At 71.2% G+C, this 18,257-nt stretch carries 15 protein-coding genes; 7 read left to right on the top strand and 8 right to left on the bottom strand.

The features are described 5' to 3' along the window. Positions 1-74: 74 nt before the first annotated feature. From V5F59_RS24065 to V5F59_RS24050, 4 genes are all read right to left on the bottom strand, one after another. A complete protein-coding gene (locus tag V5F59_RS24065) occupies positions 75-746 on the bottom strand; it encodes a VIT1/CCC1 transporter family protein (protein WP_393978875.1) in 672 nt (223 codons plus the stop codon). Positions 747-945: 199 nt separating this feature from the next. Continuing rightward, the gene (locus V5F59_RS24060) at positions 946-1,440 is read right to left on the bottom strand and encodes a periplasmic heavy metal sensor (protein ID WP_393978873.1); all 495 of its coding nucleotides are present in this window, start codon (positions 1,438-1,440) and stop codon (positions 946-948) included. Continuing rightward, positions 1,437-1,907, bottom strand: coding sequence for a hypothetical protein (locus V5F59_RS24055; RefSeq protein WP_393978871.1), 471 nt, complete (start codon positions 1,905-1,907; stop codon positions 1,437-1,439). Before V5F59_RS24055 ends, V5F59_RS24060 begins: the two co-directional genes overlap by 4 nt. A gap of 111 nt (positions 1,908-2,018) precedes the next feature. Beyond that, the gene (locus V5F59_RS24050; protein WP_393978869.1) at positions 2,019-2,555 is read right to left on the bottom strand and encodes a sigma-70 family RNA polymerase sigma factor; all 537 of its coding nucleotides are present in this window, start codon (positions 2,553-2,555) and stop codon (positions 2,019-2,021) included. 353 nt (positions 2,556-2,908) lie between these two features. Here V5F59_RS24050 and V5F59_RS24045 point away from each other — a divergent pair, with 353 nt between their 5' ends. Then, positions 2,909-4,087 carry an efflux RND transporter periplasmic adaptor subunit gene (locus V5F59_RS24045; RefSeq protein ID WP_393978867.1) on the top strand — a complete coding sequence of 393 codons (1,179 nt, stop codon included), beginning with the start codon at positions 2,909-2,911 and terminating at the stop codon, positions 4,085-4,087. After that, a complete protein-coding gene (locus V5F59_RS24040; RefSeq protein ID WP_393978865.1) occupies positions 4,084-7,218 on the top strand; it encodes a multidrug efflux RND transporter permease subunit in 3,135 nt (1,044 codons plus the stop codon). The genes V5F59_RS24045 and V5F59_RS24040 overlap by 4 nt, the downstream gene beginning before the upstream one ends. A 72-nt stretch (positions 7,219-7,290) precedes the next feature. On the opposite strand, the gene V5F59_RS24035 is transcribed toward V5F59_RS24040, so the two are convergent. Further along, positions 7,291-8,265: a hypothetical protein gene (locus tag V5F59_RS24035; protein WP_393978863.1), complete on the bottom strand. Its 975-nt coding sequence runs from the start codon at positions 8,263-8,265 to the stop codon at positions 7,291-7,293. 114 nt (positions 8,266-8,379) lie between these two features. Continuing rightward, positions 8,380-9,237, bottom strand: coding sequence for a DMT family transporter (locus tag V5F59_RS24030; RefSeq protein WP_393978861.1), 858 nt, complete (start codon positions 9,235-9,237; stop codon positions 8,380-8,382). Positions 9,238-9,394: 157 nt separating this feature from the next. On the opposite strand from V5F59_RS24030, the gene V5F59_RS24025 reads away from it, so the two are divergent. The 4 genes from V5F59_RS24025 to V5F59_RS24010 all read left to right on the top strand — a co-directional run bounded on the left by V5F59_RS24025 (position 9,395) and on the right by V5F59_RS24010 (position 14,608). Next, entirely contained in the window at positions 9,395-10,768 is a 1,374-nt protein-coding gene (locus tag V5F59_RS24025) for an aminotransferase-like domain-containing protein (RefSeq protein WP_393978859.1), read from the top strand. A 136-nt stretch (positions 10,769-10,904) separates the two neighbouring features. Continuing rightward, on the top strand, positions 10,905-11,912 hold the full coding sequence (locus V5F59_RS24020; protein WP_393978857.1) for a TAXI family TRAP transporter solute-binding subunit: 1,008 nt from the start codon (positions 10,905-10,907) through the stop codon (positions 11,910-11,912). A 182-nt stretch (positions 11,913-12,094) separates the two neighbouring features. Further along, positions 12,095-14,227 carry a TRAP transporter permease gene (locus V5F59_RS24015; protein WP_393978855.1) on the top strand — a complete coding sequence of 711 codons (2,133 nt, stop codon included), beginning with the start codon at positions 12,095-12,097 and terminating at the stop codon, positions 14,225-14,227. A gap of 12 nt (positions 14,228-14,239) precedes the next feature. Next, a complete protein-coding gene (locus V5F59_RS24010) occupies positions 14,240-14,608 on the top strand; it encodes a DUF1850 domain-containing protein (protein WP_393978853.1) in 369 nt (122 codons plus the stop codon). Between the two features lie 24 nt (positions 14,609-14,632). Here the strand turns inward: V5F59_RS24010 and V5F59_RS24005 are convergent, their stop codons facing one another. Beyond that, positions 14,633-15,946: an Nramp family divalent metal transporter gene (locus V5F59_RS24005; protein ID WP_393978851.1), complete on the bottom strand. Its 1,314-nt coding sequence runs from the start codon at positions 15,944-15,946 to the stop codon at positions 14,633-14,635. Between the two features lie 391 nt (positions 15,947-16,337). On the opposite strand from V5F59_RS24005, the gene mntR reads away from it, so the two are divergent. Then, a complete protein-coding gene (gene mntR / locus V5F59_RS24000) occupies positions 16,338-16,943 on the top strand; it encodes a manganese-binding transcriptional regulator MntR (protein WP_509211147.1) in 606 nt (201 codons plus the stop codon). Positions 16,944-17,396: 453 nt separating this feature from the next. Here mntR and V5F59_RS23995 read toward each other — a convergent pair whose 3' ends face one another. Further along, on the bottom strand, positions 17,397-18,257 hold the full coding sequence (locus V5F59_RS23995) for an alpha/beta fold hydrolase (RefSeq protein ID WP_393978847.1): 861 nt from the start codon (positions 18,255-18,257) through the stop codon (positions 17,397-17,399).

Raw genomic sequence — 18,257 nt, 5'->3', positions numbered from 1 at the left:
GCGGCATGGCTGCGCCTCGTGCGGGATGCGGGCGCCGGGGCAATCCGGATCCCGGCGCTCGCCGAGCCGGCCGGTCAGGACAGGAAATGGCCCATGGCGATGCCCGCGAGCGCCGCGGAGGCGGCGATCGCCAGGGTCTCCAGCGTCGCGCGCACCACCGGCCGCTTCGCCACCAGCCCGCGGCCGATGCCCAGCGCCACCAGCAGGATGGTGGTGAGCACGAGCGAGACGATGCGCGCGCGCTCCATGGGCAGGAAGGCGAAGGGCAGGACCGGCGTGAAGCCGGCGAACAGGTCGGAGATGAACATCCAGAAGGCATGGGAGGCGGGGCTCGCCCCATCGTCCGCCTCCGCCAGCTCGGAGCGCAGGCCGGCCACCGCGCGCGGCGCGCGGGCGAGCGCCTGCGTCACCTGCCGCACGTCCTCCTGGGCCATGCCGCCCCGGGCCAGGGCCGCGGCGACGGTGTCCACCTCTGCCCGGGCCGCCGCCGGGTCCACCGCCCCCTCGCGCCGCACCCGGCGGGCGTCCCGCACCGATTCCGCATCGAGATAGCTGCCCGCCATCATGGAGACGGCGGCAGCCGCCGCGCCGGTTGCGCCGGCGATCAGCACCGTGCGCGGGTCATTGGTGCTGATGGCGACACCGAAGACGAGGCCGAAGATGGAGACGGTGCCGTCCTCCATGCCGAACACCACGTCACCGATGGAGGCCTTGAGCGAGGCGAGGATGCGCGCGGATACCGACATGGAACCTTCCCTTCCGGCGATCCGTGCCGGCTTCCACGCCCGAGCTCGCGAGCACATGCCCCGTCCGCCGGCCGCCGGCGGCAGGATACCCCACTCCGCGCGCCGTCGCTGCGGCCGGCCGGCCGCAGACCGCTGAAAAGGCGAGCGGCCCGACCGCGACAGTAGACGCCCGACCGGCCCGACACGCCGGCCCGCTCCCTCACTGCGGCCCGGCGGGCGGCGCCGGCGGCACCCAGGCGGCGATGCGCTCGCGCCCCTCCCGGGACATGCCCTGCGCCGCACCGAGGATGACCCCGTGGACGATGCTCCAGACGTCGCGCCGGGCGTTGCGCAGATCGGCGAGGGCCGCGTCGGCCGCAGCCGGATCGAAGGGGGTGGCGGAAAGCGCCGCGCGCGCCCGGTCCTGCGCCGCGCGGGATACGCCCTCGGCTGCCGTGAGGCGCCCCTGCTCCGCCCTGAAGCGGTCGAGCAGCAGGCGGGCGTCGGCGGCGGGCAGGGTCGCCGCCAGGCGGTCGATGCGCACCCGCGGGCTCCGGTCGTCAGGGGTCGCCGCCTGGGGCGGTGGCGGGGGCGGCGGCCCGCGCAGCGCCACGGCGAGCCCGACCCCCGCGAAGAAGAGGTTGAGCGCGAGCGAAACCATCAGCAGGCGCCGCGGGGCGGGCGCGCCCGCCATGGAGGAAGCCTTCCAGCTCACAGCACCCCCTCGCCGATCGGCCCCGGCTCGAACACCACCGCGCTCACATCGGTGCCGGACGGCCCGCCCGCGCCCGCGCCGAGGCCGGGAACCATCGTGCTCGACCCGATCACGAAGCCCAGCACGGCCATCCCGGCGAGCGCGGCGATGCTGGGCCAGGCTGGCTGCAGGTCGAGGGCGACGAGCCACGCCGGCAGCCAGCCCACCCCGTGACGGCCCGACTGGGCCGGCAGCGCGGCCCGGGACAAGCCGGTCACGATGCGTTGGGCGGGGGCCGTGTCGGCGGCCGTGCGCAGGGCCGCCGCGCGGGCAAGGCGCAGGTCCAGGGCGGCGGTCTCGGCGAGGAGCGTCCGCGCCGCGCCGTCATGCGCCAGCAGGGCTTCCGCCTTCAGGCGAAAGGGCTCGGGCCAGCGCGAGACGTCGGCGCCGAAGCGGATCGTGCAGCGTTCGAGTTCGTCACGGGTCATCGCCTGGCCTTTCTGGAACAGATCGCACCGCAATCCATTCGGATAACACGTCTTCTTCCCTGTATCTGGAGTGCGATCCGAGCAAATTGAACCCCTTGCTCGGGTCGCGCCCTAGTCCTGCGGCGCCAGGGTTCGGCGCAGGCTGCGCCGGGCACGGACGAGCAGCGTCTCCACGCCGGAGACCGAGGTGCCGAGAATCTCCGCCGCGTGCGCATTGGAGAACCCCTCCCAATAGGTAAGCAGGATGGCGACGCGCTGGCGCTCGGGCAGCGCCGCCACCGCGGCCAGCAGCGCGCGATCCTCCTCCTGCCGCTCGATCCGCGCCAGCGCGTCGGGGGCGGGGTCGGCATGGGCAGCGGCCGCCTCCAGGTCGAGGAACGGCGCGCGACGCCGGTGGTTGAGGCAGAGGTTGATGGTGATGCGGTAGAACCAGGTGCCGAAGGCGGCATCCGGACGCCAGCGCGGGGCCGCGCGCCAGACCCGGAGCAGGGCCTCCTGGGCGATGTCCTCGGCCTCGGCCCCGTCGCCCACGAACCGCCGCGCGAAACCCACGGCGCGCAGGGCATAGCGGCCGCAGAGCACCCGGAACGCGGCGGCGTCGCCGGCTGCGACCGCCGACATGAGGTCCTCGTCGCTCGGCTCGCGCATCCGCGTGTTCGTACCCGCTCTCCCCGCCCGCAGCATGTCATCATGATGCGAACTCCCTCAATCCGTCCGCAGCGGCAGGCCGCCGGCGGGCGCCCCTTTCCGGGACATCCCCGAGTTAAACCCGTGCGCCGGCAAAACCCGGCGCGCCCCGGCGCATGATCACGAAGACGTGAGCCTGGCGCATCCTCGATGCGAAACGGGCGCTCGCCCGTGGTGAAAAAGTACGGAAAAACAAACGGGTCGGTGATTTTTCCGGTTCGGGGAAAGGCGGGAATGCTCTCGCCGCAGGTCCGCAGGGTTTGCCGCGCCCGCGTGTTGAACCTCCTGGTGTTCATTGCTGCAGGACGGTGTCGATGCGTCCCCTCCCCTGGATCCTCTCGTCGGTGGTGCTCGTGGCCGGCGCCCTTGCCTGGCACTACGGGCTTCCCGTCTCCGCCTCGGAGGGCCCGAAGGCGAAGGCGCCGCCGCCGCCGATCCCCGTTGTGGCCGCCCCCGTGGCGGTGGAGGACATGCCCGTCTATGGCGAGGGCATCGGCACGGTGCAGGCCTCCAGCACCATCACCGTGAAGGTGCGGGTGGACGGCGAGCTCACCAAGGTGGTGTTCACCGAGGGGCAGGATGTGAAGGCTGGCGACGTGCTCGCGCAGATCGACCCGCGCCCGTTCGCGGCGGCCCTCGCCCAGGCCAAGGCGGCGAAGGCCAAGGACGAGGCCCTTCTCGCCAACACCAAGGCGGACATGGAGCGCTACAAGGTGCTGGTGCCCAAGCAGGCCGCCTCCCAGCAGCAGCTCGACACGCAGGTCGCCCTCGTCGCCCAGTACCAGGCCCAGATCGACGGCGACCAGGCCGCCATCGACAACGCCCAGACCCAGCTCGACTACGCCACCGTGCGCGCGCCCATCTCCGGCCGGCTGGGGGTGCGGCTGGTGGACGAGGGCAACATCGTCCATGCGGGCGACGCCGGCGGGCTGGTGGTCATCACCCAGCTGAAGCCGGTGGCCGTCATGTTCACCCTGCCCCAGGACCGGCTCGACGACGTGCGCGCCGCCATGGCCCGCGGCCCGGTGGACGTGATCGCCTACCGCCGCGACGGCATCACCAGGGTGGGCGAGGGCACGCTCACCCTCATCGACAACCAGATCAGCTCCGACACCGGCACCCTGCGCATCAAGGCCCTGTTCCCCAACGCGGACCTGAAGCTGTGGCCTGGCGCGTTCGTGAACGTGAAGGTGCTGCTGGACACCCGGCGCAACGTGGTGACGGTCCCGGCGCAGGCGATCCAGCGCGGGCCGGATGGCTTCTACGTCTACCGCCTCAAGGGCGACGACACGGTGGAGAAGCGCGCGGTGACCGTCAGCGGCACCAGCGCCGGCACCTCGGCCATCGAGGCGGGCCTCGCCGCCGGCGACCAGGTGGTGGTGGACGGCCAGTACAAGCTGAAGCCCGGGGCGCGCGTCACCGTGCGGCCGGCGCCGGGAACGACCCCGGCGGCCGCCCCGGTGCGCAGCGCCAGCGCGGGCAAGCCGGCATGAATATCTCCGCCCCCTTCATCCGCCGCCCCATCGCCACCACGCTGCTGATGGCGGCCATGCTGCTGGTGGGCGCCGTCGCCTATCCCCTGCTGCCGGTGGCCCCCCTGCCGCAGGTGGACTTCCCCACCATCCAGGTCTCGGCCAGCCTGCCGGGGGCGAGCCCGGAGACCATGGCCTCCTCGGTGGCGACGCCGCTGGAGCGGCAGTTCAGCCAGATCTCCGGCGTCAGCCAGATGACCTCCACCAGCGCGCTGGGCGTCGCCTCCATCACCATCCAGTTCGACCTCAACCGCAACATCGACGCCGCCGCCCAGGACGTGCAGTCGGCCATCAACGCCGCCTCCGGCCAATTGCCGAAGAACCTTCCCAGCCCGCCCACCTTCCGCAAGATCAATCCCGCCGACGCGCCCATCCTCATCCTGTCGGTGCAGTCGGACCTCTACCCCCTCACCAAGCTGGACGACGCCGCCGACACCATCCTCGCCCAGCAGCTGAGCCAGATCCCCGGCATCGCCCAGGTGGCCATCGTCGGCGAGCAGAAGCCGGCGGTGCGCGTGCAGGTGGACCCGGCCAGGATCGCCGCCCTCGGCATGAGCCTCGAGGACGTGCGCGCGGTGCTCGCCGCCGCCACGGTGGACCAGCCCAAGGGCAGCTTCGACGGCGCCGCCCAGAGCTTCACCATCTATGCGGACGACCAGCTGCTCACCGCCAATCCGTGGAACGAGGTGGTGGTGGCCTACAGGAACGGCGCGCCGGTGCGGATCCGCGACATCGGCCGGGCGGTGGACGGGCCGGAGAACATGCGCCTCGCCTCCTGGCAGGACGGCAAGCGCGGCATCCAGCTGATCGTGTTCAAGCAGCCCGGCGCCAATGTGATCGAGGCGGTGGACCGCGTCTACGCCACGATCCCGCGCCTGGAGGCGGCACTGCCCCCGGGCATCAGCGTGAATGTGATCGGCGACCGCACCCAGACCATCCGCGCCTCGGTGGAGGACGTCCAGCTCACCATGCTCATCACCATCGGCCTGGTGGTGGCGGTGATCTTCGCCTTCCTGCGCAGCCTGTGGGCGACGGTCATCCCCTCCATCACCCTGCCCATGGCCCTCATCGGCACCTTCGCGGTGATGTACCTGCTGGGCTACAGCCTCGACAACCTCTCGCTCATGGGCCTCACCATCGCGGTGGGGTTCGTGGTGGACGATGCCATCGTCATGCTGGAGAACGTCTACCGCTACATCGAGGAAGGCATGAGCCCGTTCGAGGCGGCGCTGAAGGGGGCGGGAGAGATCGGCTTCACCATCCTCTCCATCAGCCTGTCGCTGGTGGCGGTGTTCATCCCCGTGCTGCTCATGGGCGGCATCGTCGGCCGCCTGCTGCGCGAGTTCGCCGTCACCGTCACCATCACCATCCTGGTGTCGGCGCTGGTGTCGCTGACCCTCACGCCCATGATGTGCGCCCTGTTCCTCAAGGATGAGCACCACGTGAAGCACGGCCGCGCCTACATGGCGGCGGAGGCCTTCTTCGACGGGATGCTGAAGCTCTATGACACGGGCCTGAAATGGGTGCTGCGCCACCAGTTCCTCACCCTCATGAGCCTTCTCGCCACCGTGGCCGCCACCGGCTGGCTCTACATGGCCATCCCCAAGGGCTTCTTCCCGCAGCAGGACACCGGCTTCGTCCAGGGCTTCTCCGAGGCGGCGCAGGACATCTCCTTCGCCGCCATGACGCAGAAGCAGATGGCGCTGATGGCCATCGTGGCGCAGGACCCGGCCATCGATCACGTCTCCGGCGCGGTGGGCGCCACCGGCGGCTCGCAGACCGTGAACACCGGCCGCGTGTGGATCACCCTGAAGCCGCGTAGCGCGCGCGACGCCACCGCCGACCAGGTGATCGCGCGCCTGAGGCCCCAATTGGCGAAGGTGGAGGGCATCGCCCTGTTCCTCCAGGCCTCGCAGGACATCAACGTGGGCGGGCGGGCCTCGCGCACCCAGTACCAATACACCCTCCAGGACGCGAACCTGGATGAGCTGAACGCCTGGGGCCCGCGCATGCTGGCCAAGCTCGCCACCCTGCCCGAGCTGCAGGACGTGGCCACCGACCAGCAGACCAGCGCCCCCACCGTCTCCCTCACCATCGACCGGGACACGGCCGCGCGCTTCGGCATCCTGCCGCAGGTGATCGACGACACGCTCTACGACGCCTTCGGCCAGCGGCAGGTGGCGCAATACTTCACCCAGCTCTCCCAGTATCACGTGATCCTGGAGGTGGACCCCAGGCTCCAGACCGATCCCGGCGCCCTCGACAAGGTCTACGTGCGCTCGCCGCGCACCGGGGAGGAGATCCCGCTCTCCGCCTTCGTGAAGGTGGACACCACCAAGACGGCCTACCTCTCCATCTCCCACCAGGGCCAGTTCCCGGCGGTGACGCTCTCCTTCAACCTCTCGCCCGGCACGGCGCTGGGGCAGGCGGTGGAGGCCATCAAGCAGGCGGAGCGGGAGATGGGCATGCCGCAGACGCTGATCGGCACCTTCCAGGGCACGGCGCAGGCGTTCCAGGATTCCCTGCGCACCCAGCCCTACCTGATCCTCGCCGCCATCATCGCCGTCTACATCATCCTCGGCGTGCTCTACGAGAGCTTCATCCACCCGCTCACCATCCTCTCCAGCCTGCCGTCGGCGGGGGTGGGCGCGCTGCTGGTGCTCTACGTGTCGGGCTACGACCTCAGCGTCATCGCCCTCATCGGCATCCTGCTGCTCATCGGCATCGTGAAGAAGAACGCGATCATGATGATCGACTTCGCCCTGGCGCGGGAGCGCGAGGGCAAGCCACCGGAGGAGTCCATCTACGAGGCCTGCCTCATCCGCTTCCGGCCGATCATGATGACCACCATGGCGGCGCTGCTGGGCGCCCTGCCACTGATGCTGGGCACCGGCACGGGCTCGGAGCTGCGGCGGCCGCTGGGCTTCGCCATCGTCGGCGGCCTCATGGTGAGCCAGGTGCTCACCCTCTACACCACGCCGGTGGTCTATCTGTACATGGTGCGGCTCCAGCGCCTGCTGGCGGGCCGGCGGCGCAGCCCCGCGCCGGCCGAGCCCGCGGCGCGGCCGCGCCTGGACGTCGCCGCCGAATGAGGCGCCGCCGCGTGCCGTCTCCGGATGCGGTCGTGAAGCGGAGCGCGCTCCGGCTTCAGGAAGGAGAACGCGCTAGCTGTCCAGCGGCTGGGTGCGCGGAGGGATGCCGTAACGGGCGCGGAGCGCATCGATGTTCTCGGCCGCGACGGCGAAAAAATCCCAGCCGGGGGCGAACAGGTCCAGCCTCGTCTGCGCGCCGCGCTGCCACGCCTCGAAGAAGGCCCCGGGCTTGAGCGCGCCGGTGGAGGAACGCGCCTGGTCGTTCAGCTTGATGCCCAGGTGCCAGCTGACGATGACCGGCAGGACATGGGCCGCCATGGAATTCTTCGGGTGCATGGCGGCGGTGAAGGTGGAGGTGAGCACCTCGCCCTCCGGGGTGGTGTCGTAGCCCGCGAGCACGTGGGTGGAATCGTGCGGCACCGAGAAGGCCACGTTGAGGCCGTCGGGCTCACCGGGAAAGCCGTAGCCGTTGTCCCGGAAATGGCGGAAGAAGTGGTGGCCGAAGCTGTCCGGCGGCAGCGTGGCAAGGGCGGTGAAGCGCGCCGCGAGCGCCGGGTCCGCGCCGGCGCCCCGGTACGGCATGAGGAATGCGGCGACGTCGCCGGTGAGCCCCCCGGTCCACGGCTTGCCGGTGATGCTCGCCATGTTCGCCCGGATCATGCAGCCGAGCGCCTGCTGCAGATGGCCGTGGGCCGCCTCGGCAAGGTCGCGCACATATTCTGCGCCGCCCTGGCCGGTGGCGGTGGCGCAGGCCACCACCCGGTCGATCTTCGCGGCGTCGATGCTGCCGTCCACGAGGGCCGCCACGGTGAGCAGCCGCAGCGCCTCCTGCGCGTCGGCTCCCGACACGGCGGCGGCGAGCGCCGGCGCATCCACCGGGCGCAAGGCCGCGAAATCCGGGACGGGACGGACGAAGACCACCTCGGCGGCGGCGCCGATGGTGTGGCGGTCGGCCGGCGTGACCGCCCCCGCGCCGTGCGCCTGCGCCACCCACAGCATGGCGCCCAGCACCGCCTCCTGCTGCGCCTCGCCGAGCATGATCCGCATGCGCCTCGCCCCCCATTGCCGCGATGGCGCGCAGGCTTGCACAGGTGCTGCGCGGACGGAAGCGCCGTCGCCCGGATGGGCGAGCGAGGATGCGGAACCGCGGGCGGCACCGCGTCAGGCGAACCGCCGCGCGCCGACGACGCAGCCGACCACCAGCCCGGCGGTGGCGATCATGCTCCAGGCCACCGGCTCGCCCAGCAGCAGCCCCGCCAGCGCCAGCCCGAAGAAGGGCTGGAGCAATTGCAGCTGGCCCACCCCGGCGATGCCGCCGCGGGCGAGGCCCCGGTACCAGAAGAAGAAGCCCACCAGCATGCTGAAGACCGAGACATAGGCGAGGCCGAGCCACGCCGGGCCGCCAATTCCGCTCCAGGCCTCCGGCAGGCTCGCGGCGGCAATCGCCGCCATCACCGGCAGCGCCACCACCAGCGCCCAGCAGATCACCTGCCAGCCGCCGAGCCGGCGCGAGAGGCGGGCGCCCTCCGCATAGGCGAGGCCGCAGACGAGGATGGCGGCGACCATGAGCCCCGCCCCCGCGAGCGAGCCGGGGCCGCTGCCCGCCAGCGCGAAGCCCGCCACCGACGCCGCCCCCGCGACCGAGAACAGCCAGAAGGCCGGCTTCGGCCGCTCGCCGGCGCGGATGACGCCGAACAGCGCGGTGGCGAGCGGCAGGAGGCCGATGAAGACGATGGAATAGGCCGAGGTGATGTGCTGGAGCGCCAGCGCCGTCAGGAGCGGGAAGCCCACCACGCCCCCGAGCGCCACCACTACGAGCGGCAGGAGATCGCCGGCCGCCGGGCGCTTCTGGCGCAGCGCGAGGAGCAGCGCCCCGCCGAGCAGGGCGGCGATGACCGCGCGGGCCGAGGTGAGGAAGAGCGGCGAGAAACCGCCCACCGCCACCCGCGTCGCCGGCAGCGAGCCGCTGAAGATGATGACGCCGAGGAGGCCGCTGCCCCACCCGTCCGTGCGCTGCATGAGGACCTCCCTCGCCCCGCCCCCGCTCCCGGCACTACCGCGCGGGCGATTGCCGCGACAGCGACACTCCCATACGGTTGGACCGAACAGTATGGATACGAGAAGCCACACAGTTGGCAGGTCCGAACAGTTGGCAGCTCCGGCGGAGGACGCAGGCATGACGGCGACGCGCACGGAAACGGTCATGGCGGAGATCCGCGGGCGCGTGGCGCGCCGCGCGCTGGCGCCCGGCGAGAAGCTGCCCTCCATTCGCCGGCTCGCCCGCGACATGCGGCTTTCCCCGTCCACCGTGGTGGAGGCCTATGACCGGCTCGCCGCGGAGGGGTTGATCCGGTCCCGTCCGGGCTCGGGCTTCTACGTGACGGGCGCCGTGCCGCCGGTGGCGCTGGCGGACGTGGAGCCGAGGCTCGACCGCGCCATCGATCCCTTCTGGGTGTCGCGGCAATCGCTGGATGCGGGGCCGGAGATGCTGCGCCCCGGATGCGGCTGGCTGCCGCCCGCCTGGATGCCCGAGGCCGCCATCCGCCGCGCCATGCGCGCGCTGGCGAAGGCCGACGGCGCGCAGCTCACGGACTATGGCGCCACCCGCGGCTCCCTCGCCCTGCGCCGGCTGCTGGTGCGCCAGCTCGCCGCCGAGGGGATCGAGGCGGGCGCCGACCAGGTGCTGCTGACCGCCTCGGGCACGCAGGCCATCGACCTCATCTGCCGCTTCCTGCTCAATCCCGGCGATGCGGTGCTGGTGGACGACCCGTGCTACTTCAACTTCCAGGCGCTCCTGCGGGCCCACAAGGCGCAGATCGTCGGCGTGCCCTACACGCCCACGGGGCCGGATCCCGCGCGCTTCGCCGAAGCGCTGGCGACGCACCGCCCGCGCCTCTACATCACCAATGCGGCGCTTCACAATCCCACCGGCGCGACCCTCTCGCCCCAGGTCGCCCATCGCCTCCTGACCGCCGCAGCGGCGCACGACCTCACCATCGTTGAGGACGAGATCTTCGCCGATCTCGAGCCGGAGCCCTCCCCGCGGCTCGCCGCCCTCGACGGCCTGTCCCGGGTGATCCGCATCGGCAGCTTCTCCAAGACCCTGTCCGCCTCCATCCGCTGCGGCTACATCGCCACCCGGCCCGACTGGATCGAAGGCCTCGTCGATCTTCAGGTGGCCACCAGCTTCGGCGGGCCGAGCCCCATCGCGGCGGAGCTGGTGTTCCGGACGCTCAGCGACGGCAGCTATCGCAAGCATCTGGCGGAGCTGCGCACGCGGCTCGCCCGGCGGCGGCGGGAGGCCCTCGGCCAGCTCGACGGCCTCGGCATCCGCCCCTGGACCCTGCCGCGCGGCGGCTTTCACCTGTGGTGCCGGCTGCCCGGCGGACGGGACGCCGCCGAGGTGGCGCGGGCCGCGCTGCGCGAACGGGTCGTGCTCGCCCCCGGCGACGTCTTCAGCGTCACCCGGTCGGCCACCGACCTCATGCGGTTCAACGTGGCGCAGATGGATGCGCAGGTGCTCCGCGTGCTCGCCCGAGCCCTGGGTTGACCTCGCCCGGCGCCGCACCAGCCCCCACCCCGTCACCGCATGGGTAGACTTTAGTCGCATGCAGGCAAAAGGCGCTGGCCTTTGCGTAAGGACAGGCTAGCCTCCCCAAAACACCAAAAAATTGAGGGAAGGGAGCATGCCCGTGCAGAGCATCGCCAACAGGTCCAGCATCTCGAAGACAGCCCGTGCCTCCGGCTTCCGGGCGGTCCGCGTCGCCGCAGCAGCGCTTGTCGCAGGCCTCGCCCTCGCGCCGGGCGCGGCCAGCGCGCAGTTCGTCAACGTCCTCACCGGCGGCACGTCCGGCGTCTACTATCCGCTCGGCGTCGCCATCTCCAAGGTGATCGGCGAGAAGGTGCCGGGCACGCGGCCGTCGGTGCAGGCCACCAAGGCCTCGGTGGAAAACCTGAACCTCATCCAGCAGGGCAAGGGCGAGGTGGCCTTCACCCTCGCCGACAGCCTGGCCGACGGCGCGGCCGGCAAGGAGGAGGCCGGCTTCAAGGCCCCGCTCTCCAAGGTGCAGGCGCTGGGCGGCATCTATTCCAACTACATCCAGATCGTCGCCTCGAAGGATTCCGGCATCAGGACCATCGCCGACCTGAAGGGCAAGCGCCTGTCGGTGGGCGCGCCCAAGTCCGGCACGGAGCTCAACGCCCGCGCCATCCTCAATGCCGCCGGCCTGAAGTACGACGACCTCGGCAAGGTGGAATACCTGCCCTTCGCCGAATCCGTGGAGCTGATGAAGAACCGCCAGCTCGACGCCACGCTCCAGTCGGCCGGCCTCGGCGTCGCCTCCATCAAGGACCTCGCCAATTCGGTGCCGATCGTGGTGGTGGAGGTGCCCGGCGCGGTCATCGACAAGATCGGCGCGCCGTACCTCAAGGCCACCATCCCCGCCAGCACCTACGAGGGCCAGGGCGCGGATGTCGCCACCGCCGCCGTGCCCAACTTCCTCGTCACCCGCGCCGACCTGAAGGAGGACGAGGTCTACGCCATCACCAAGGCCGTCTACGAGAATTTGCCGGAGCTGGCGGCGGCCCATGCGGCGGCGAAGTCCATCAAGCTGGAGAACGCCATGAAGGGCTCGCCGGTGCCGTTCCATCCCGGCGCGGTCCGGTTCTTCAAGGAGAAGGGTGTCAACCCCTGACGCAAGAGGCGGGGCCGGCCGGTCCCGCCGTGCGGCCGCCGCGGCGCGGCCGCGTCCATGCCGGGAGCCGGCGCGGGGTCTGAAGGCGCGGCACGCGCCGCCCCGGGCCCCGGCCCGCCGCCACCAGCACGGGCGAGCCCCGCCCTTCGCCCTTCTCGCGCCCGATCGCCCGAGCCTGACCCATGACATCCTCGCTCCACACGCCGCAGACCACCCCGCCCGTCAGCCATGACCTGAAGGACCCCAACCACGGCGCCGCGGTGGTGGTGGACGATGCGCTGCTCGACCTCACCTGGGGGCCGGGCGCGTGGGGGCGGACGGTGTTCTGGATCGCGGTCGCCTTCTCCACCTTCCAGGTCGTCACCGCCGCCTGGAGCCCGCTGCCCAGCCAGATCGTGCGCTCGGTGCACGTGGGCTTCCTGCTGCTGGTGGTGTTCGCCATCGCCGCCAACCACAAGCGGGGAACGGAGCGCCTCGTCCTGTGGGGGCTCGGCATCTTCTCCTTCGTCGTCGGCCTCTATCACTGGGTGTTCTACACCGCGCTCATCCAGCGGGCCGGCGACCCTTCCACCCTCGACATCGTGGTGGGCACGCTGGCGGTGGCGCTGGTGTTCGAGGGCTCGCGGCGGCTCATGGGCGCCTCGCTGCCGCTCATGTGCGGCGGCTTCATCCTCTATGGCCTGTTCGGCGAGTACCTGCCGGCGCCGCTGGACCACCGCCCGTTCGACTATGCCCAGGTGGTGGACCAGATGTTCCTCGGCACGGAGGGCATCTACGGCACGCCCACCTACGTGTCGTCCTCCTTCATCTTCCTGTTCATCCTGTTCGGCGCCTTCCTGGAGCGCGCGGGGATGATCCAGCTGTTCAACGACCTCGCCATGGGCACGGTGGGCCATGCCAAGGGCGGGCCGGCCAAGGTGGCGGTGATCTCCTCGGCGCTGATGGGCACCATCAACGGCTCGGGGGTCGCCAACGTGGTCACCACGGGGGCCTTCACCATCCCGCTCATGAAGCGCTTCGGCTACAAGCCGGCCTTCGCCGGGGCGGTGGAGGCCACCGCCTCCATGGGCGGGCAGATCATGCCGCCGGTGATGGGCGCGGTCGCCTTCATCATGGCCGAGACCATCGACGTGCCTTATGCCACCATCGCCACGGCGGCGGTGATCCCGGCCTTCCTCTATTTCTTCACCGTCTTCGCCATGGTGCATCTGGAGGCGGGAAAATACGGCCTCTCCGGCCTGCCCAAGGCCCAGTGCCCCGACGCCGTCCTGGCGCTGAAGACCCGCTGGTACCTGCTGCTGCCGCTGGCCGCGCTGGTGTGGCTGCTGTTCTCCGGCTACACGCCGCTGTTCGCCGGCACGGTCGGCCTCGCCCTCACCGCCCTCATCGTGCTGGGCACGCCGGTGGCGCGGCTCATCGGGCCCTACGGGCTGCGGGTGATCTTCTGGATCGTGCTCGGCCTGTCCGCGGCGAGCTTCCTCGAATACGGCATCAACGGGGTCGCGGCGGTGGTCGCCGTGCTGGTCGCCCTGCTGCTGTTCGTGAAGGGCGGGCGCGAGACCCTGCGCATCAGCATCGAGAGCATGGCCGACGGCGCCCGCAACGCGCTGCCGGTGGGGATCGCCTGCGCGCTGGTGGGCACCATGATCGGCGTGTTCACCCTCACCGGGGTGGCCACCACCTTCGCCACCTTCGTGGTGGAGGTGGGCAAGAGCTCCCTGTTCCTGTCCCTCGTCCTCACTATGATCGCCTGCCTCATCCTCGGCATGGGGCTGCCCACCATCCCCAACTACATCATCACCGCCTCCATCGCCGGGCCGGCGCTGCTGGCCCTCGGGGTGCCGCTCATCGTCTCGCACATGTTCGTCTTCTACTTCGGCATCATGGCGGACCTGACGCCGCCGGTGGCGCTGGCCGCCTTCGCCGCCGCGCCCATCGCCGGCGCTTCCGGCCAGACCATCGGCTGGATCGCCACGCGCATCGCGCTGGCGGGCTATGTGGTGCCGTTCATGGCGGTCTATTCCCCCGCCTTGATGCTGCAGGACGGCGACCCCATGTCCGCCGTCATCGGCTTCTGGCCGTCGGTGGTCTATGTGTTCGTGAAGGCGGTCCTCGCCATCGTGCTGTGGGCGGCGACCGCCACCGGCTATCTGCTGGGGCCCATGAACGCGGCGGAGCGCCTCATCACCTTCGCGGCGGCGGCCCTGCTCATTCTCGCCCTGCCGTGGACGGACGAGGTGGGCTTCGCCGCCTCCGTCGCCTTCATCGCCTGGCACGCCTGGCGCACCCGCGCGGCGCGGGCGGCGACGGCCTGAGGCGGCCGGCCCGTGGGCGCCGTCGCCTGCCTTGCGGCCGGCGGGATGGTGGTGCGGCTCGCCGCCGCCTTCACCCTCGCCTGGACCCATTCGGTGCAGAAGAGCGAGTGGCAGGAGGACTGGCGCGCCACGCCCTCAGGCCTCGTGCTGGAGGAGGTGCGCGTCCAGGGCTCGGGCGCCGGCATGGAGCCGCCCGAGGGCGCGGTGCTGCGGAACGGCTTCTACGTCGCCCGCCCCGCCCTGCCGCCGCAGACGGAGGTGCTGCTCCGCCGCTCCGGCGCCACGGCGGACTGGCGCATCTGCATGGATGGCACGTGCCGGGAAATGGGGACGCTGCTGCCGCCCGAAGCCGATCCGGTGCGTCTCACCCTGTGCGAGTGAAGCGGCCCGGGACCGATGGCCGCCTCAGGCCGGCAGGCCGGGGATGGGAAAGCCGAAGGCCTGGGCGAGCAGCACGCCGTTGAGCCCCAGCACCAGCACCGCACCCATGGTGGCGAGGGCATTGACCAGCGGGCTGTTGGCGAACTCGCCCATGATGTCCCGCCGCCGGGTGAACAGGACGAGGGCGATCATCGGCACCGGCAGGGCGATGGAGAGCACCACCTGGCTCAGCACCAGCGCCCGCGTGGGATTGACGCCGAGACCCACCACCACGAAGGCGGGCGCCATGGTGACGAGCCGGCGCACCAGGATGGGGATGCGGAAGCCCACGAACCCCTGCATGATCATCTGCCCCGCCATGGTGCCCACCACCGACGACGACACGCCCGAGGCGATGAGCGAGACGAGGAACACCCCCGCCGCGGCTGCCCCGAGCAGCGGGGTCAGCGTGTGGTAGGCGGTCTCGATCTCCGCCACGTCGCTGTGGCCCTGGTGGAAGGCGCTGGCGGCCATGATGACCATGGCCATGTTGACGAGCCCCGCCACGGAGAGGGCCAGCACCACCTCGCGATTGGAGAAGCGCACCAGCATGCGCCGCTGGGCGTTGTTCTGCGGCGTGGTGCGATTCTGCGTCAGGCCGGAATGCAGGTAGAGGGCGTGGGGCATGACGGTGGCGCCGATGATGCCCACGGCGATGACCAGGGCGGCGCCGTCCGGGATCTGCGGGGAGACCGCGTGGCGGGCCACCTCGCCCCAGTCCACCGGCGCCACGACCATCTCCACCAGGTAGCACAGGCCGATGAGCCCCACGAGCGCGCCGATGATGAGCTCGATGGGACGGAAGCCGCGGTTCTCCACCAGCAGGATGGCGTAGGTGACCGCCGCGGTGACGCCCATGCCGGCGATCAGCGGCAGCCCGAACAGCAGCGAGAGGCCGATGGCGCCGCCGAGGAACTCGGCAAGGTCGGTGGCCATGGCGGCGATCTCGCTCACGCCCCACATGACCCACACGAGCGGCCTCGGCAGGTGGTCACGGCAGTGTTCCGCCAGGTTGCGGCCGGTGGCGATGCCGAGCTTGGCGGACAGCGCCTGGAACAGCATGGCGATGAGGTTCGCCATCACCACCACCCACAGCAGCGTGTAGCCGTAGCCCGCGCCGGCCTGGATGTTGGTCGCGAAGTTGCCGGGGTCCATGTAGGCGATGGAGGCGATGATCGCCGGCCCCGCGAACAGCAGCGCTGCGGCCGGCCCGCGGCGGCGGCCCGCGAGAACCTCATGGATCGCGTGGGCGGTGCGATCTGTCATCGAGGAGCGGGCCGTGGAAACGGCATCGCTCATGGCTTGCTCGCTCATGGCTTCGGCTATGTTGCGTTGCACTTACCTCATAATGTAGCCACAGCTACATTTATTGCAACATTCTCCTGAGGCAAGCCGCAACGGGAAGACGCGGAGGCCCCGCCCGCGGGCGCTGCGGAACGAAGCCGGCAGAGCGCAGGGCGGAGGCTGGAACGACGACGGACCGGCGGCGGGAGCACGGCGTGAGGACGTTGCGGAGAAGACGTGCGGTGAAAAACTGCGGTGAAGACGTGCGGTGAAGATACGGGGCGATGACACGGGAAGGGGGCACAGGTTGCCTGCCCAGGCCCGTCTTCATAATGTCGTCGCAGTTTCAATCCCGATTCGACCGGGGCGGGGCATCCGCCGGGTCTCGGCTCATGCGGGGATGCGCGTGACGACTGCTCAGAAGGGCTCTGCCCGGGCCGCCGCGCCGGTGGCCGCCGCCGGAAAGGGCGCGAGAGAGAAGGCGGCGCGGGATAAGGGCGCCGCTCCCATGCGCGCGGAAAAAGAGCGCGCGGACGACGCGGACACGAGGGGCGCCCGCCCGAAAGGCGCCGGCGAGGCCGCGCCCACCCCCGCGGAGGCCGACGAGGTCCGCCGCTTCAGCCGGGCCCGCACGGCCCGCTCCGCCGAGATCCTCGAGGATTATACCGAGCTGATCGCCGACCTCATCGCCGAGCACGGGGAGGCGCGCGTCACCGACATCGCCCGGCGCCTCGGCGTCACCCACCCCACCGCCACCAAGGCGCTGGCGCGGCTCAAGCGCGAGGGGCTCGTCACCTCCCGCCCCTATCGCGGCGTGTTCCTCACGGAGGAAGGCGCGAAGATGGCCGAGCGCGTGCGCACCCGGCACCGGCTGGTGGTGGACTTCCTCCTCGCCGTGGGCGTGCCGGAGGATGCGGCCGAGACCGACGCGGAAGGCATGGAGCACTATGTCTCCGAAAAGACCCTCGGCGCCTTCCGCCGCTTCCTGAAGAGCCGCGCCGGCGAGGCGTGAGGAGAGGCACGGCCCGGGACGGACGCCTGTCGGCAACCCTTCCGCGCACCATCCCGCTGTGCCACTCCCCAGACGCAATGTCCCCCCGATCCCCCATCAACGCGCGGTCATCCGAAGGACTGCGGGGCCCCACCACCGTCATGCCCCGGCCCGTCCGGGGCATCCACCCGGACGTGGGCCCTGCGCCTGAGGACTTCCGCAACCGTTTCGCCGCAGGGTAGATCCCCCGGACGAGCCGGGGGGAACGCGGCGAAGGGAAGACTCCCGCCCCGGCCACGCGACCGGACGTCGGAAGGTCTACCCGGCCCTCCTTGCAGGCACCGTCATGCCCCGGCGTGTCCGCGGCATCCACCCGGACGCGGGCCCCGCGCCTGAGGACCTCCGCAACCGTCTCGCCGCAGCGTGGATCCCCCGGACGGGCCGGGGGATGACGCGGTGAGGGCGAAAGCCCCCTCAGAACGCCAGCCCGCCGAACCAGGCGCCGAAATAGCCGGCGTAGAGCTCCGGCTCCTCCAGATTGAGGGAATGGCCGATGCCAGGCACCGCCACGAAGCGGCAATCGGGCATCACGTCGGCCATCTCCTTCATGTCCGCCTCGCGGATCACCTTGTCCTCGGCCCCCCACACCACCAGGTGGGGGTGGGTGATGCGGCCCATCACCGCCTTCAGTTCGCCGCTCTTCGCCTCCCTGGTCAGCGTGTCCGGCGTGCCGAACCAGATGCCGTCGGAGACGGCGAACACCTGGTCGACGATGCGCTCGAACAGGGCCGCGCGCGGCCCCGCGTCCGCCCGGAAGCGGGCCGGCCCCTCCACCAGGCTGTCCGGCTGGAACAGGCTCGCGGCGGTGGCGGCCATGATCTGCCGGGTCAGCGCCTTGTCCTTCTTCATCTCGCCGAAGAAGGCGGCCTTCTCCGGCGGGAAGTCGATGCCCTGCGGCCCCACGGGGGACAAGGAGAAGACGCGCCCGAAGCGGCTCGGCTGCTTCAGGATCATGCGCGTGGAGATGATGCCCCCGGTGGAATGGGTGGCGAGGTGGCAGAAGGAAATGCCCAGCGCGTCCAGCGCCGCCAGCATGTCGTCCGCGTGCTGGGCGATGGAGTAGTTGGAGAAGTCGGCGCGCGGCTCCGGCTTCTCGCTGTCGCCGCAGCCGCGCCAGTCGATGGCGATCGTGCGCACGCCCCGCGGGAAGTGCGGGGCGGCGAGCTCGATCCAGTCCTTGGAGGCGAGGTTGCCGTGGATGAAGAGGACGACGGTGTCGCCCTCCCCCCACTCACGCCAGGCGAGGGTCACCTCGCCTGCTTTCACGCTCGGCAT

Source organism: Xanthobacter nonsaccharivorans (assembly GCF_043194755.2).
GTDB classification, from domain to species: domain Bacteria; phylum Pseudomonadota; class Alphaproteobacteria; order Rhizobiales; family Xanthobacteraceae; genus Xanthobacter; species Xanthobacter autotrophicus_G.
Note: the sequence above shows the minus strand (reverse complement) of the source record. Positions and strands in the feature narration are given on the sequence as shown.